Source organism: Labilithrix sp., from assembly GCA_019637155.1.
GTDB lineage: Bacteria > Myxococcota_A > Polyangia > Polyangiales > Polyangiaceae > Labilithrix.
In genome coordinates this window covers 168,311-184,227 of record JAHBWE010000014.1, presented here as the reverse complement: position 1 = coordinate 184,227, position 15,917 = coordinate 168,311, and the positions used below count along the sequence as shown (strand labels likewise).

At 68.4% G+C, this 15,917-nt stretch carries 15 protein-coding genes; 12 read left to right on the top strand and 3 right to left on the bottom strand.

Going from position 1 to position 15,917, the window contains the following annotated elements:
* Window positions 1-13: 13 nt before the first annotated feature.
* From KF837_28580 to KF837_28555, 6 genes are all read left to right on the top strand, one after another.
* The gene (locus KF837_28580) at window positions 14-991 is read left to right on the top strand and encodes an alpha/beta hydrolase (protein ID MBX3231314.1); all 978 of its coding nucleotides are present in this window, start codon (window positions 14-16) and stop codon (window positions 989-991) included.
* Window positions 988-2,571: a TIGR04551 family protein gene (locus KF837_28575; protein ID MBX3231313.1), complete on the top strand. Its 1,584-nt coding sequence runs from the start codon at window positions 988-990 to the stop codon at window positions 2,569-2,571. Before KF837_28580 ends, KF837_28575 begins: the two co-directional genes overlap by 4 nt.
* A gap of 8 nt (window positions 2,572-2,579) precedes the next feature.
* Window positions 2,580-3,425 (top strand): hypothetical protein, encoded by an 846-nt coding sequence (locus tag KF837_28570; protein MBX3231312.1) that lies wholly within the window; start codon window positions 2,580-2,582, stop codon window positions 3,423-3,425.
* Window positions 3,426-3,439: 14 nt separating this feature from the next.
* Window positions 3,440-3,736 (top strand): hypothetical protein, encoded by a 297-nt coding sequence (locus KF837_28565; GenBank protein MBX3231311.1) that lies wholly within the window; start codon window positions 3,440-3,442, stop codon window positions 3,734-3,736.
* Window positions 3,737-3,836: 100 nt separating this feature from the next.
* Window positions 3,837-5,474, top strand: a complete 1,638-nt coding sequence (locus tag KF837_28560) for a long-chain fatty acid--CoA ligase (GenBank protein MBX3231310.1) — start codon at window positions 3,837-3,839, stop codon at window positions 5,472-5,474.
* On the top strand, window positions 5,474-6,634 hold the full coding sequence (locus KF837_28555) for an alpha/beta fold hydrolase (GenBank protein ID MBX3231309.1): 1,161 nt from the start codon (window positions 5,474-5,476) through the stop codon (window positions 6,632-6,634). Before KF837_28560 ends, KF837_28555 begins: the two co-directional genes overlap by 1 nt.
* A 23-nt stretch (window positions 6,635-6,657) precedes the next feature.
* On the opposite strand, the gene KF837_28550 is transcribed toward KF837_28555, so the two are convergent.
* The gene (locus tag KF837_28550; protein ID MBX3231308.1) at window positions 6,658-8,421 is read right to left on the bottom strand and encodes a hypothetical protein; all 1,764 of its coding nucleotides are present in this window, start codon (window positions 8,419-8,421) and stop codon (window positions 6,658-6,660) included.
* Window positions 8,422-8,695: 274 nt separating this feature from the next.
* Between KF837_28550 and KF837_28545 the strand changes: the two genes are divergently transcribed.
* On the top strand, window positions 8,696-9,271 hold the full coding sequence (locus KF837_28545) for an FHA domain-containing protein (GenBank protein MBX3231307.1): 576 nt from the start codon (window positions 8,696-8,698) through the stop codon (window positions 9,269-9,271).
* Between the two features lie 183 nt (window positions 9,272-9,454).
* Here the strand turns inward: KF837_28545 and KF837_28540 are convergent, their stop codons facing one another.
* Both KF837_28540 and KF837_28535 read right to left on the bottom strand, forming a co-directional pair.
* A complete protein-coding gene (locus tag KF837_28540) occupies window positions 9,455-11,023 on the bottom strand; it encodes an MFS transporter (protein ID MBX3231306.1) in 1,569 nt (522 codons plus the stop codon).
* Between the two features lie 45 nt (window positions 11,024-11,068).
* Window positions 11,069-12,052, bottom strand: coding sequence for a hypothetical protein (locus KF837_28535; GenBank protein MBX3231305.1), 984 nt, complete (start codon window positions 12,050-12,052; stop codon window positions 11,069-11,071).
* A 244-nt stretch (window positions 12,053-12,296) separates the two neighbouring features.
* Here KF837_28535 and KF837_28530 point away from each other — a divergent pair, with 244 nt between their 5' ends.
* The 5 genes from KF837_28530 to KF837_28510 all read left to right on the top strand — a co-directional run bounded on the left by KF837_28530 (window position 12,297) and on the right by KF837_28510 (window position 15,792).
* On the top strand, window positions 12,297-13,805 hold the full coding sequence (locus KF837_28530; GenBank protein ID MBX3231304.1) for a L,D-transpeptidase: 1,509 nt from the start codon (window positions 12,297-12,299) through the stop codon (window positions 13,803-13,805).
* A 203-nt stretch (window positions 13,806-14,008) separates the two neighbouring features.
* Window positions 14,009-14,527 carry a hypothetical protein gene (locus tag KF837_28525; protein MBX3231303.1) on the top strand — a complete coding sequence of 173 codons (519 nt, stop codon included), beginning with the start codon at window positions 14,009-14,011 and terminating at the stop codon, window positions 14,525-14,527.
* Between the two features lie 40 nt (window positions 14,528-14,567).
* Window positions 14,568-15,080: a peptidylprolyl isomerase gene (locus KF837_28520; GenBank protein MBX3231302.1), complete on the top strand. Its 513-nt coding sequence runs from the start codon at window positions 14,568-14,570 to the stop codon at window positions 15,078-15,080.
* A 110-nt stretch (window positions 15,081-15,190) separates the two neighbouring features.
* Window positions 15,191-15,400: a hypothetical protein gene (locus KF837_28515; GenBank protein MBX3231301.1), complete on the top strand. Its 210-nt coding sequence runs from the start codon at window positions 15,191-15,193 to the stop codon at window positions 15,398-15,400.
* On the top strand, window positions 15,397-15,792 hold the full coding sequence (locus KF837_28510; GenBank protein MBX3231300.1) for a type II toxin-antitoxin system death-on-curing family toxin: 396 nt from the start codon (window positions 15,397-15,399) through the stop codon (window positions 15,790-15,792). The genes KF837_28515 and KF837_28510 overlap by 4 nt, the downstream gene beginning before the upstream one ends.
* The last annotated feature ends 125 nt before the right edge of the window (window positions 15,793-15,917 follow it).

Here is a 15,917-nt window from a genome sequence, read left to right as displayed (position 1 = left end):
CGGACCGAGGCCGATGAACCGCACGCGCCGTCTCCTCCTCGCTTGCTTGCCGGCCCTCGCCGGGTGCCTCTCGTTCCATCCGGGCGCGCTGCCGGGCGAGCCGAAGAACGCGACGTTCGCCGAGGTCGAAGGCGCGCGCGTGCGCTACCTCGACACCGATCCCTCGTCGGTCGGGAGCCAGACGACGATCGAGACCGACGACGGCAACGAGGCCGTCGCGACCGCGACGAAGGAGAAGCCGACCGTGGTCATGGTCCACGGCTTCGCCTCGTCGCTCGAGAACTGGGCGCCCGTCATCCCCGTCATCTCGAAGCAGTACCGGATCGTCGCGCTCGATCTGAAAGGCTTCGGCTGGACCGATCGTCCCGAGGGCGACTACTCGCCGGAGGCGCAGGCGAAGCTCGTCCTCCGCCTCATGGACGCGCGCGGCGTGAAGTCCGCGATGCTCGTCGCGCACTCGTGGGGCAGCTCCGTCGCGCTGCAGGCGCTCCTCCTGGCGCCGGAGCGCTTCACGCGCGTCGCGCTCTACGACGCGTGGGTCTACGAGGACCAGCTCCCGACCTTCTTCCATTGGTCGCGCGCCGCCGGCGTCGGCGAGGCGCTCTTCGGACTCTGGTACAACGAGCGCGTCGACGAGCGCATGTCGCTCGCGTTCTACGACAAGCGCTTCGTCACCGAGCGCTTCGTCGAGGACGTCGAGAAGGCCGTCGCGCGCCCCGGCACCCGCGCCGCCGCCCTCGCCGCGGTGCGCGGACAGCGCTACGCCGACGTCGAGAGCAAGTACAAGGACGTCAAGCAGCCGACGCTCCTCATGTGGGGTCGCGAGGACACCGTCACCCCGCTCAAGTACGGCGAGCGCCTCTCGCGCGAGCTGCAGAACGCGCGCATGATCGTGTACCCGCGCTGCGGTCACTTCCCGATGATCGAGGCGCGCGACGCGTCGAACCGCGACCTCCTTGCCTGGCTCGGCGGAAAGGACGTCTTCCAGTGACGCGCCGCAGGCCCTTTTGGTGCGCCGCAGCATTCGTTGCGAGCACGCTTGCTGCACCGCACGCAAGCGCGACCGGCTACCAGGAGATCGGCCAGGACTACCGGACGCGCGACAAGACGGAGGTGAACCTCGCCGGCTACATGCGCCTCCGCACCGAGGCGCTGCACAACCTCGATCTCGATCGCGGCCTCACGCCGTCGGGCCTCCCCATCTTCCCCGTCTCGCAGGCCGATCCCAAGGCGCAGACGCTCACGCACGCGGACATGCGGTTCCGCACCGACCTCTCGCTCTACGCGCCGGGATCGATGGTCGGCGTGAAGGCGCGCATCGACATGCTGGACAACATCGCGCTCGGCTCGCTGCCGGACGGCATCCCGTCCGCGACGACGACGCAGCGATCGCCCGCCGACGTCGTCCGCGTGCGCCGCGCGTGGGGCGAGCTGCTCCTCCCGTTCGGGTTCATCACCGCCGGCCGGATGGGCACGCACTGGGGTCTCGGCATGGTCGCGAACGGCGGCGACTGCCTCGACTGCGACAGCGCCGACGCCGCCGACCGCATCGCGTTCCTCACCCCGCTCGCGGGCCACATCTGGGGCTTCGCCTACGACTTCAGCGCGACCCTGCCGCTCGGCGCTCGCCCCGCGCAGAACCGCACGATCGCGCTCGAGCCGACGACGAACGTGCGCACCGCGACGTTCGTGTGGATGCGCTACCACACCGACGAGGCGCGCGAGCGGCGGGCGAAGGCGGCGAAGTCGACGCTCGACTACGGCGCCTACGTCACGCATCGCTGGCAAGAGAACGACGTGCCGTCGGCCTACCTGCCGACGGCCACGAACGTCGACCCGCTCCTCAACGGCGGCTCCGGCATCATGTCGCGCGGCTACACCGCGACCGCCTTCGACGGCTGGGCGCGCCTCACGCTGCCGTTCGGGCGCGTCGAGGCGGAGGCCGCGTTCCTCACCGCCACCGTCGATCAGCCGTCGCTCTTCCCCGGCACGCTCTTCAACCGCCCCGCGAAGAGCAAGCAGGTCGGCGCCGCGCTGCAGAGCGACTTCGGCACCGGCCCGTTCTCCTTCGGCTTCGACGCCGGCTACGCGAGCGGCGACCCCACCCCCGGCTTCGGCGTCGTGCAGCGCGCAGGCAACCCCGCGCCGGTCGCGGGCGATCTCGACGGCGCGCAGGGAAATCCGCCGCGCGACAACCGCGTCGACAACTTCCGCTTCCACCCCGACTACCGCGTCGACCGCATCCTCTTCCGCGAGATCCTCGGCGCGATCACGGACGCGGCCTACGCGCGGCCGCACGCGCGGGTCCAGATCGCGCGCGCGCGCTCGACCCAGCTCACCGCCCACGTCGCCGGGGTCGCGTCGACCGCGATCGAGAAGAACTCCACGCCCTCCGGCAAGGCCCCGCTCGGCGTCGAGATCGATCCGTCGCTCGTCTTCGAGACGCACCAGTTCCTCGCCGCCCTCGACTACGGCGTCCTCTTCCCGCTCGCAGGCTTCGACAACACGGTCGCGAACCTCTCCGCCAAGCCCGCGCAGCTCATCCGCTTGCGCCTCAACTACCTCTTCTGAGTCATCCGATGCGCCGTCTCCTCTTCCCGCTCGCTCTCACCGTCCTCGCGCTCGCGTGCGGCGACAACGAGACGCCGCCCTCTCCGAAAGGGAACTACGTCGGGGCCACGCCGCCGCCGCTCCCGTGCGTGCCCAACCTCGACGGGCGCATCGACGCGAGCGAGCTCCGCCCCGTCATCGGCGCGACCGCGCAGACGCTCGTGTCGTCGCCGGGGACGCAGCGCACCGTCGACACGGTCGGCGTCGAGCGCGACGGCAAGCGCTTCTGGACGTTCGACCAGGACTTCCCCGACGACACCGTCGCCCTCCTCACCGCGAGCACCCTCGAAGGGAAGTGGTACGCCGGCGAGTTCGCGGGCCTCGTCGACGCGTTCGTGACGAACATCGACGCGGGCGGGACCAACGAGGGCGTCTACACGCACTCGGAGCAGGCGTTCTCGCTCCACGGCATCGTGTCGAAGGCGGACGGCCCGAACCGCACCATCCTCAAGTACACGACGCCGATCGAGCTCTATCGCTTCCCGCTCACGCCCGGCCTCACGTACACGACGTCGGCCGACGTCCAGAACGGCACCTTCCAGGGCCTGCCCTACGCCGGCCGCGACACCTACGAGGTGAAGGTCGACGGCTCCGGCGAGCTGCGCCTCCCCGAGCTCACGCTCCAACAAGTCTTGCGCGTGAAGCTCAAGGTCACGGTGTCGCCGTCGTCCGGCGTCGTGACGATCACGCGCCAAACGCAGTTTCTCACCGAGTGCCTCGGTGAGGTCACCCGCGCGACGAGCGCGCCGGGCGAACCGAACGAAGACTTCACGGTCGCGGCCGAGCTCCGGCGTCGCGGCCTTGCCCAACAATAAGAGGAGAAGGACACATGCTCTGGGAGACCTGGAAAAAGGCGTTTTACGCGTGGGAAGACGCGACCGCGAAGTACATGGAGGAGTGGCTGAAGAGCCCGCTCCTCCTCGCCCCGAGCGGCCTCATGCTCGGCAGCGCGATGAAGGCGAAGGCCGCCTACGACAAGAAGGCCGCCGACCTCGTCGGCAACCTCGGCCTCGCGACGAAGCGCGATCAGGAGCGCTCGCTCCACGCGCTGAACCAGCTCGAGAGCCGCCTCATCGACCTCGAGGAGAAGCTCGCCGAGGCGCTCGCGAAGAACAAGGCCAACTGAGGGGAGGATCACCATGGACGTCACGCCGTTTCTCGATCTGAAGATTGCTCCGCGCGCGGTTTTCGACGCGCTCGACGAACGCAAAGATCATGTGAGGTTCATGGTGCCCACCGGCACGGGCGAGTGGACGAAGGTGACCTTCGGCCAGTTCGCGGATCAGATCCGCGAGCTCGCGCTCTTCGCCGGCACGATCCTGAAGCCCGGCGATCGCGCCGCGATCTTCGCGCCGAACCGCGTCGAGTGGGCGAGCGCCGCGCTCGCGATCCAGGCCGCCGCCGGCGTGATGGTCCCGGTCTACCCCGCGTCGACGCCGGAGCAGCTCTCGTACGTCGTCGCGCACTCGGACGCGAAGCTCCTCTTCGTCGACACGCCCGCGCTCCTCGGCCGCGTCCTCGACGCGTGGCCGAACCTCTCCGCGGTGGAGAAGATCGTGCTCCTCGACGACGGACTCGACGTCGCGCGCGTCCACGCGAAGGCGACGAACCCGCCCGCGCTCGAAGAGATCCAGAAGAAGCTCGTGACGATCGGCGCCGCCCGCAAGCGAGGCGCCGACCTCCACGCCAAGGACCCCGCCGCCTTCACGACCAAGATGCACGGCGTCAGCCTGAAGCAGCCGGGCGTGATGCTCTACACGAGCGGCACCTCCGGCAACCCGAAGGGCGTGCCGCTCACGCACGAGAACGTCGGCCACAACGGGCTCGACTGGATCAAGGTGCTCGCCCCGCTCCTCGAGCTGCGTCAGACCGACGTGCTGTGGCTCCCGATGAGCCACATCTTCGGCTTCGGCGAGATGTGCATCGGCAACACGCTCGCGTGGACGACGTACCTCTCCGATCCCGCGAGCTGCCTCGGCCAGCTCGCGACGCTGAAGCCGCAGGTCTTCTTCAGCGTGCCCTCGCACTGGGAGAAGCTCGCGATCCAGGCGATGCACGAGCCCACCCCCGAGGCGCGCCTCGCGAAGTTCGCGGCGGCGACCGGCGGCAGCCTGAAGTTCTGCCTCTCCGGCGGCGCCGGCCTCAAGCGCGAGGTGAAGGACTTCTTCTACTCGTGCGGCGTCACCATCATCGAGGGCTACGGCCTCACCGAGACCTCCCCCACCCTCACGATGAACCGCCCCGACGCGTTCCGCTTCGACTCGGTCGGCAAGCCGTTCCCGAGCGTCGAGCTGAAGCTCGCGGAGGACGGCGAGATCCTCGCGAAGGGCCCGAACGTGTTCGGCGGTTACCACAAAGACCCCGAAGCGACGAAGGCGTGCTTCACCGACGACGGCTGGTTCATGACCGGCGACGTCGGCCGCTTCACCGACGACGGCTTCCTCCAGATCATCGATCGGAAGAAGGACATCCTCGTCACCGCCGGCGGCAAGAACGTGCCGCCCGCGAACATCGAGATGCGCTTCCGCGACGATCCCGTCATCGCGCACGTCGTCGTCTACGGCGAGGGCAAGAAGTTCCTCGTCGCCGGCGTATGGCTCAACGACGCCGCGGCGCCGAAGGACGAGGCGGCGCGCGTCGCGATGGTGCAGGACAAGATCGACGCCGCGAACAAGTCGCTCGCGAGCTACGAGTCGATCAAAAAATTCGCGATCATCGACGCGCCGCTCACGGTCGAGAGCGAGCTCCTCACGCCGTCGCTCAAGATCCGCCGCAAGAAGATCTACGAGCGCTTCAAGGACACGTTCGAGGCGCTCTACGAAGACACGCGCGACAAGGGCGCGGCCCCCACCGCGAGCGCCTGATGAGCCGGCTCAAGAACCTCGCCTCGCTCCTCACGCGCCCGCGCCCGCCGGTCGGCACCACGCCGGCGGACGTGGTGCACCGCGAGAACAAGTGGCGCCTCCTCCGCTACCGCGCGAACCCGAACGCGCCGCGGCGCTTCGACACGCCGATCCTGCTCGTGCCGTCGCTCATCAACCGGCACTACGTCATGGACCTCCTCCCCGGGAAGAGCATGGCGGAGGACCTCGTCGCGATGGGGCACGACGTCTACTGCATCGACTGGGGCACGCCCGGCGACGAGGATCGCTTCGTCACGTTCGACGACGTCTGCGACACGTACCTCGGCCGCGCGATCCGCAAGGTCGCGAAGACCTCGCCGCGCGGGAAGACGCACGTGCTCGGCTACTGCCTCGGCGGCACGCTCGCCGTCATCCACGCCGCCGCGCGCCCGGAGCACGTCGCGTCGCTCCTCGTCCTCGCCGCGCCGGTCTCCTTCGCCGACGCCGGACCGATGGCGGTGTGGACGCGGAGCCCGCAGTTCAAGGTCGGCGCCATCGTCGAGGGCTTCGGCAACGTGCCGTGGCAGCTGATGCAGGGCGCCTTCCACATGCTGCGGCCCACGCTCAACCTCGCGAAGGCGGTCGGCGTCATCGATCGCGCCGCGAACGACGAGTTCCTCGACGGCTTCCTCGCGATCGAGACGTGGGGCAACGACAACGTGTCGTTCCCGGGCGCCTGCTACGAGCGCTACATCGAGGAGCTCTATCGCAACGACGCCCTCATGAACGGCACCTTCACGCTCTCCGCCACGCCGGCGCGGATGGAGAACATCACCTGCCCGACGATGTGCGTCGTCTTCGGCGCCGACAACATCGTCCCCGCCCACTCCGCCTCGGTCCTCGTCGATCGCATCTCGTCGCAAGACAAGACGCTGCTCGAGCTGCCGGGCGGTCACGTCGGCGCGGTCGTGTCGAAGGCCGCGAAGAAGAACCTGTGGCCGAAGATGAGCGCCTACTGGGCCGCGCGCGACGCCGACCCGAAGCCGATCGTCGTCGAGCCGGAGCCCGAGCCCGTCCCCGTGACGAAGGCGTCGCCGAGGTCGAAGGCGCGAGCGAAACCCGCGCCAAGCACGAAGACGCCATCCCGCCGCAAGCCGCGCGCACAGTCGCTGCGCGGCTAGAACCTAGCTCGCATCGAACGAAGTCACTCCCCCGGGACGTCGGCCCAGACGCAGCCGTGTGCGTCCTCGTTCGTCGCGCACTTCTTGATGTGCGCGACGGCCTTCGCGTAGTCGGAGAGCGGGAAGGTCGCCTCCGTGAGGCCGTCGAGGCGCGGGGGCATCCAGTGCGTGCTCTCGAACTTCGCGCCGAGGGCCGAGTAGCGATGCGCGATCGTGCCGTCCGAGTTGCCGAAGCTCTGCGTCGACGCGATCCCCTCCTCGCCGACCGACCACATCGGGAAGCGCTTGATGCCGTCGCCGTCGCCGATGCGGTGACACGACAGACACGCCGCCGCCTCGGCGCTCACGAGCTGCTTCGGCTTCGCCCAGTCGGTGTCGCCGACGCGGGCATTGCTCATCGCCTCGCGGTTGACGATCGAGTACGGCGACGAGAGCCAGCTGACCTCGAAGTCGTGGTGCTTGCCCATCATCGGGACGATCGGCGTGCCGTCGGAGCGCTTCGCCTGATCGATCCACGGCGAGTGGATGAACGCGTCCGCGGAGTGGCAGCTGCCGCAGTAGCCCTTCGGGTTGTCCCAGATCTCGCGCGCGCGCTCGACGTCGGCGGGGTGCGTGACGTGGCCGCCGTCCTTGCCCTCGTGCAGCTTGTTCTGGAAGAAGCAGGTCTTCCCCGTCTTCGGGTTGTGACCGATCATCGCGATGTCGTTGAAGACCTTCGTCGCCTTGCGCGACGCGAGCGAATCGGTCGAGTCGCCGGGCGAGCGGCAGAGGAGCGTCCAGTGCGTGCCCCTCGCGTTGCGCGCGGAGGCGACGGTCGGGCCCGGCTCGCAGGTCTGCGAGCGCCAGTCCGGGTGGTCGCACGTCTTCCAGCAGTTCGCGGAGCCGGGCGCGGTGTCGTCGCACTCGGCCGGCGTCGTGTCGTTGCCGCTCGCGTCGTGCTGCGACTGCGGGATCATCGCCGCCTCGAGGCCCTCGATCGGGAGGCCGCTGCCGGTCGTGAAGTCGCGGCAGTCGAACGTGTCGTAGCTGCCGTCCGCGAGCTTCGGGAAGAACGGGATCTCGCCGAGCTCGTCGACGCAGAGCTCGGCGTACTTCTCCATGCTCCGGATCGGTCGCCCGATCATCGTGTTCGCGTGGTTGGTCGCCTCGATCGGGTTGTTCGAGGCGATGTTGCCGCCGCCGGCGGCGAGGAGGGAGTGGCCGACGAGCGAGGGATCGGACTGGTCCCACGCGTACGCGATCGACGTCTGCACGCGCGCGCGCACCTCGTCGCCCGCGACGACGCACGCCTCGACGATCGAGTCGGCGCCGCGCGTCGTGAGCTCCTCGAGCATCTTCGGCGTGACGTGCTGCATGATCCAGCGCTCGTCGTAGACGGTGGCGAGGAGCGAGGGATCGACGAACGGGCCGAGGTACACCGTCGCGAGCTCGGTGAGGAAGCCGACCACGATGTTCGCCGTCGACGGCGGCTCCGCCGGCGCCTCCGGGAGCGCCATGCAATCGAGCTCCTGCTGCGACTGCGCCGACAGGCGGCCGCGGCGGACCTGGAGGCGGAGCTTCTCGTCTTCGGCGAGCGGACGCCTCAACGTCGCGCGCACGCGGCTCGTCTCCTTGTCGTAAACGAGACGAAGGCCCATGTGGTTCTTCGTGCCGGTGATCGCAGCGCTGTCGATCGACGGCGGCTCCTCGCTCGCCTCGGGTGCGCAGTTGAACATCGCCGCTCCCGCCGCGAGCGCGCCCGCGAGGAGGAGAGAAGTAGAGGACAGCCGCATCCTGAGCCCAACCAAAGCAGCTTCCGTACCTCAGGTAGCCAGATGTGCGCTTCTAGTTATTTCATACAATTATGCCAGCGCAGTTGGCGCAGATCGTAGGACAAGTGTCAGCATTTGCTACATCGGCGATCCACCCCGATCGATCCAGCTCGGGGCTTCTTTTTCTTAATGGGCCTCGCACGAGTCTCCAGCAGGCTGCCACGTCGTTGGTCAGGGGCGCTGGCGGGATCTGCCTTTCTGCGACGTCACCATCGGGTCAGACGCCGCGCGCCGCGGCGTCGAGGTCGGGATGCTCGAGCTGATCGAAGGGGTCGTCGTGTTCTCGCCGGAGCGGGAGCGCGAGACGCGCGCGTACGGTGAGCGGCCGCGGGTCGCGTTCCTCGCGGCGAGTGAGAAGCGATTCGGGGAGCAACCTTCGCCGATCGAGCGCGCGGTGCGCGCCGACGCGTACGCGAGCGATCGGGCGATGCTCGCGGCGGCGATCGCGTACGCGCGGAGCGAGGACCGCGCGGCGCGGCGGGCGGGGCCGCTCCGGCTCGTCTACGTCGGCTCGCTCGGCGAGGAGCGCGTGACGGCGAAGACGCCGCTCGGTCACACAGTGATCGTCCGCGGCCGCATCATGATCGGCCGCGCCGACGGCTGCGCGATCTGCCTGCGCCAAGGCGCGCACTCGGATCAGAACACGACCGCGCGCTGGCACGCCGTGGTCGAGCGCACGGAGCGCGGGACGCTCCTCGTCACCGATCAGCGCAGCACGCAAGGCACATGGGTACGCGACCTCTCGATCCGCGAGCCGACCGAGGTCGCGCCAGGCGAGGAGATCGCGATCGCGTGCGGCCACCGCCTCCGCATCGAAGGTGCGTGAACAAGAATGCGACCGCGAGCTCACCCCCCGCTCGGAACGTGCATCGACGAGCGGGGTGCAGGGGCAGAGCCCCTGCGTTGAGCAATCGAAGATCGGACACCCGCGGTCCTCCTCTCGGGGGTCCGGGGCGGCGGAGCGCGCCCCGCGCGCGCGGAGAGGCTGGCCCCTCTCGAACAAGCAAGCTCAGACGTTCATGTCCTTCCAGCGCTTGCTGAGTTGGGAGAACGTGATGATGCCGATGAGGGAGCAGAAGCCGATGACCACGAACGCGTACCAGACCTGGTACGGCTGGTACGTGTCCCAGAGCATCTTCTGGACCTGGTTGGGGTCCTGGCCGAGCTCCTTCACGAGGCGCGCGAACGCGTCGGTGCGCTCGATGCCGGTGAAGTCGGGGAGGCTCGCCGGATCGCCGTCCCACGTGCCCTCCGGCGCGACGAGCTTGTTTTCGACCATGTAGCGGAGCGAGAGCATCGCCTTCTCGCCGTGCGAGCCGTACTGCCACGCCGCGATCTTGGCGCCGACGGCCTGGCCGATCGCGACCGGGATGTTGACGTAGCCGAGGTAGAGCGCCTTCTTCCCCTGCGGCGCGATGAGGGAGAAGAACTCCGTCTTCTTCGGGCCGGTGAGCATCTCGCCGAGCGAGAAGCAGACGACGCCGAGCGCGACGACGTAGAGGCTCGGCGACGTGCCGTAGATGATCGTGCCCGTCGTCGCGATGAGGACGCCGATCGTGATCGACGTCATGACGCGGAGGCGCGCGACCGCGTACGACATCGGGATGACGAAGCACACGACGAGCGCGGCGTTGAGCGAGAGCGCGACCTCCTGTTTGAGCTGCAGCCCGCGGATGTCCTTGTCGAAGATCCAGCTCGACGGGAGCCAGCCTTTGTTCTTCTCCACGAACGAGAGCGAGTCGACCCAGTCGGTGTAGAAGTTCGGCATCAGATCCCAGAGCTGGTAGAGCAGCATCCAGAACCCGCTGAAGAGCGCGACGACGAGGATGAGGCGGGGGTTCAGGAAGAAGTTCGCGAGCGTGTCGACGATGACGCGCCCCAGCTTCTTCGTCTTGTCCGCGCCCGAGTCCTGCTCCTTGTACGTGAGGAGCATCGGCAGGTTCAGCGCGACGACGACGACCGACCCGAAGAAGACGTAGTTCCACCCGCGGCCGCGCATGAAGGCGGCGTACATCGGGCCGAAGAAGGAGCCGACGTTGACGAGCCAGTAGAAGAGGCCCCAGCCGACGCTGGAGTTCCGCTTCGTCATCGTCTGCGCGAGCGTTCCCTGGATGCCGGGCTTGAAGATGCCGGTGCCGAACGCGAGGACGAGGCAGCCGGCGAGGAAGCCGCCGAACGTGCGCTGCGTGCCCATCAACGAGTAGCCGGCGATGGTCGTCAGCGTGGAGATCGCGATCGTCTTCTTGTAGCCGTAGCGATCGGAGAAGCCGCCGCTCACCATCGGGATGAGCGACTGCATCAGCGCCCAGTAAAAGAAGATGGTGCCCTTCTGCGCCTGCGTGAAGTGGAGCCCGCCCGGATCGTCCGCCTGCGCGATGTAGATCCCGACGACCTGTCGCGTGCCGTAGTACGCGAAGCGCTCGAACATCTCGATCGTGCAGCACATGTAGAAGACCTTGCGAAAGGTCTTGATCGTCTCGCGGAAGGAGAGCTTCTCCTCGGTGTGCGGCGGCTCCGGCGGGGCGGGCGCGGGGTCGTCGATCTTCGATTCGAGGTCGGTCTTCGAAGCGGCAGACATCGGAGGTCGCGCTCCGTAGCATCACCCGCGCGTCGCGGCGAGGACTCACTCGTCGTCTGCCGGCGGAGTGCGCGTCACCTTCCACACGGACGCGTCCGCGTCGTAGTCGAAGTAGAGCGGCTTCCAGGTCTCGCCGTCGTAGCGGACGACGCCGAAGTCGGTCGCGGCGAAGAGGTAACGGTCGGTCGCGGTGAGGCGAAAGCAGCTCCCGTCCTCGAAGACGAGCCCGAGCTTCCGGCCGTTCTGGACGTACAGACCTCCGACCCCCTCGTCGCCGGCGGCGCTCCAGTACGTCTTTCCCTGAAACGAAACGCAGTCGTTGAACGACGCCGCCGGCGCGTCGAGCGAGGTGAGGCGCTCGAGCGGTCCCTCGAAGCAGCCGTCGCGCCCCGCGACGGAGACGTTCCCGTCCGCGTGGACGAAGACCCCCTCGAAGGTCGCGCCGTCGTGCGCGACGAGGCGCGGCTCGTGGCGGTCGAGCGTGAGGACGAGACCGTCGTCCCCCACCGCGGCGGTGAGCGATCCCGCGCCCGCGATCGCCTGAACGACTCCGTCCTTCGGCGTCAGACGCGCGCGCCAGGTCGCTCCGTCGAAGGTGAAGATCGCGTTGCCCGCGGCGTAGAGCTGGCCGTCCGCTCCGTGGCCGAGGGTCTTGAACACCTTCCCCAGCTTGAAGCGTACGGTGCTCGCGGGGACGGTCGCGTCGCGCGAGAGGCGATGCACCGCACCGAACCCGCCCTCCGCGTCGACGCCGTTCTCGAGCGCGAAGAGCGCGCCGTCGTACCGCGCGAGGTCCACCATCTCGCTCCTGATCGACGCGAGACGTACCGCGTCGGCGTCGAACGAGAGCGGCGCGCGGAACAGGACCGAGACCTGAGGTCCCTCCGCGCTCATGTCCCAGCACCAGAGGAAGAAGAAGACGTGCTCGCCGTGAACGACGACGCGCATCACTTCGGCGGACGGATCGTCGAGCTCCTCCGGATTGGGGTCGACCGCAGCGAGAGTCTCGGGCCAGCGCTTCGTCCGCATCGGCCGCCATCCTAACCGCGACCGTCGGTTTCTTGGCCCTTTCCACGCCAGCATGCACGGTGGGGGCATGCGGACCCCGATCTCCACCGCGCTCGTCGTGCTCGTCGCCCTCACCGGCGCGAGCGCGATCGGATGCAAGAAGGACGGCGACATGCCGGCCGCGGCGACGATCGCGTCGGGACAGCTGGCGAACGCTCCTCCGCCGGTCGTGCTCTCGAAGGTGGCGAAGCTCGCGGCGGCGGGCATGCACGTGCCGATCTACGAGACCCCCGACACGGTGAAGAAGATCGGATACCTCCGCCTCGGCACCGTCGTCTCGCGCAGCGACACGCCGTACGGCAACGCGAACTGCCCCGGCGGCTGGTACGGCATCGCCCCCCGCGGCTTCGTGTGTAGCGGGAAATATGCGTCTATCGATGATTATCCGCTTATCGTGAAAGCAGCGAGCGTGCGGCCCGACACGTCGAAGCCGCTCCCGTACGCCTACGGCTTCGTCCGCTCGGTGTCGCCGCTCTACCTCCGCGTGCCGTCGCGCGCCGAGCAGAAGAAGCAGGAGTACAAGATCGAGAACCACTTCCGCTGGTTCGCGAACCACCCCGAGGAGCAGCGCGTCGGCAGCGGCGCGAACGAGCACGCGCGCGAGCTCATCCCCGACGCCGCGGTGGTGCCGCCGGCGGAGGACACGCCGGACGGAGTCCTCCTCGGCGGCAAGTCGAACGCGGACCCGCCGCCGTTCTGGATCGAGAACGGCAACCGCGCGATCCCGAACGTGCAGGGCTTCGACGTGAAGCCGGAGTCGTTCTTCGCGAACATGGTGAAGCGCCACACCGGCGTGTCCTTCATCGGCACCTTCGACGCGGGCGACAACCTCGATCATCGTCGCTTCGCCGTCACCGTCGACCTGCGCCTCCTCCCGATCGACAAGGTGAAGCCCGAGGTCGGGTCGCCGTTCCACGGCGTCGAGATCACGCCCGAGATGAAGCTGCCGCTCGCCTTCGCGCGGCCGTGCGATCCGAAGAAGCGCGGCGAGGAGATGAAGGCGTGCCGACGCATCTATCGGAAGTCGGAGAACGGCAAGCGGATGAAGCGCGAGAGCGACGTCATCCCGTCGCGCGCGTTCCTCCAGCTCACGGGGGTGCGGGAGGTGTTCGACGACGTCCCCTACTACGAGACGAAGGCGGGCTACTGGATGCGCGAGCGCGACCTCGCGATCGCGATGACGCCGCATCGCTGGCCCGGCGCGGCGGAGCGCGGCGAGAAGTGGATCGACGTCGCGATCGTGGACGAGGTCCTCGTCATGTGGGAGGGCAAAAAGCCCGTCTTCACGACGCTGGTCTCGGCCGGGCAGGACGGCGTGAAGGATCCGAAGAACTCGAAGGCGACGATCCGCGGCTTCTTCCGCCTCAAGAGCAAGCACATCACGGCGACGATGGACTCGGGCGAGCGCTCGTCGGTCTCGGGCGGCGCGCCGCCGGATCCGAACGCGGGCGAAGCGGCGGCGGCGGACGACCAGCACGACACCTCCTTCGAGCTGCGCGACGTCCCCTACGTCCAGTACTTCCACGAGGGCTACGCCATCCACAGCGCCTACTGGCATGACCGGTTCGGGATCCCACGCAGCCACGGGTGCATCAACCTGGCGCCCATCGACGCGATGCGCGTGTTCCGCTTCACGGACCCGCCGGTCCCCGACGGCTGGCACGGCGTGCAGATCGATCCGAACAAGGGGACGGTCGTCATCGTCCACCCGTAAGCGAACATTTCCGCGCAACCCTGGGGGTTTGGAAGCGGACACCCCCGGATCCTCTCGATCTCAATCGGACATGTAGGGATCGCGGCGAGAGTGAGGGATACCACCTCGTGGTTTCGGGCACTTGGGACCGTGTTGCGCAGCTCTGGGATCAACCTGGATCCACGACGGCGGGTGGCCTCGCGTTTGCAGTTTCTGAATTCGCCATGACGTACGAGAGCGACTTCAACCCGCGGAACCGTACGACCGATGCCCCGGTGGCGATGGACCTGGACGCGAGCCACTCGGTGCCGCCGCCGGCGCATCCGCTCGCGGGCATCGCGGCGAAGCTGAAGATCCCGCAGCAGTGGGTGGGGATGAGCGGCTACCTCGTGGCCGGCATCTTCCTCGGTCTCGTGCTGATCGCGGCGCTGAGCATCGGTCGCTCGAGCGACGCGAGCGCGTCGCTTCCTCCGGCGGCGCCGGACGCGATGCTCGACAACATCGTTCGTCTCCACGCGCACGACATCGGCACGCCGTGCTGGGCGGGGCTGGGGACGCAGGGCACCGCGCGGCTCACCGTCGCGCTCGAGGTCGGCGTCGACGGCCGGATCCGTTATGCAGCGGCGTCGGGCGCGTCGCCGGTGATGCGCGACTGCGTCGAGTCGCACGTGAAGGCGTGGGAGTTCCTTCCGCAGGCGCAGGCGCTCACGATGGCGCTGCCGGTCGAGATCGATCGCCGCTGACTCTTCCCTCGCCGTCGCGCGCCGGGTAGGTTCGTGCGCCATGGCGAACCCCACTGCGCTCTGCGAGACCACGCTCGGCAACTTCACCGTCGAGCTCTTCGTCGACAAGATGCCCATCACGGCGGGCAACTGGGTGAAGCTCGCGAAGAGCGGCTTCTACGACGGCCTCCATTTCCACCGCGTCATCGACGGCTTCATGCTGCAGTTCGGCTGCCCGCACAGCCGCGACCCGAACAGCCCGCGCGCGGGCACGGGCGACGGCCCGGACGGCACGATCCAGGACGAGCACCCCGCGGACGCGAAGCTCTCGAACGAGCCGGGCACGCTCTCGATGGCGAACACGGGCCGGCCGAACAGCGGCTCCTGCCAGTTCTTCGTCAACACGGTCCACAACGCGTACCTCGACTTCTTCACGCCGGGCGCGTCGAAGCACCCGGTCTTCGGCCGCGTCATCGAAGGCATGGACGTCGTGCACAAGATCGAAAAGGTGCGCACCCGCAGCGACCGCCCGATCGAGCCGGTGCAGATGAAGAAGATCACCGTCTCCGGCTGATCGCGCCTCCGACCCGCATCGACCGAGGCCACGTTCACGAAGGACGTGGCCTCGTGTCATGTCCTCGGGCCGCGCTCGCACGGCCCAGCCCGCGTGCTAGCCTTTTGGGCATGGCTGCTGCGACGACGCTGACCGATGCCGAGACCGTTCGTGGGATCCGCGAGATCGCCGATCGGATCGAGGCCGGCGTGAGCGTCTCGACCGCGGCAAAGGAGCTCGCGATCAAGCTCGCGCACGAAGCCAAACATGCGCGCTTCGCTGCAGCGGTCGAAGAGTTCGTCGCCGACCACGGCGAAATCCTGACCGCGCTCTCGAAATGAAGTTCGATGTCGTGTTCGTCGACGTCGACGAGGTCCTCGCAGCTCACTCGCGCGTCCTCGCGAAGGACGGAGGCCAGGACGGTGTCCGTGATCGCGGCCTCCTCGAGTCAGCCGTCATGGCGCCTCGGACCGGCTACTACAATTCTCTCGCGGAGCTCGCGGCGGTGTACACGCACGGCATCGTGAAGAATCACCCGTTCCTCGACGGCAACAAGCGCACCGGCTTGACGATCGGCGGCGCGTTCCTCAAGACGAACGGATTTCCGCGCCTGAAGCTCGGTAATGAGTGGATCCGTCACATCGAGCGGCTCGCGGCGGGCGAGCTTTCGCGGGACGAGCTCACCGCGCTCTTCACCGCGGCGATGGGCGGGGATCCCGTCGCGCTCGAGTAGATCGCGTCGCGGCTGGGGAGGGGCTGGACAAGAGCGGGGCGCGTGCTCAACCTCTGGCGCGTCGCGCGAGGCGGTGTTCGAGGCGGGAGCTCGAAGGTCGCCAAACCCCGCGCGGCGGTAAGACG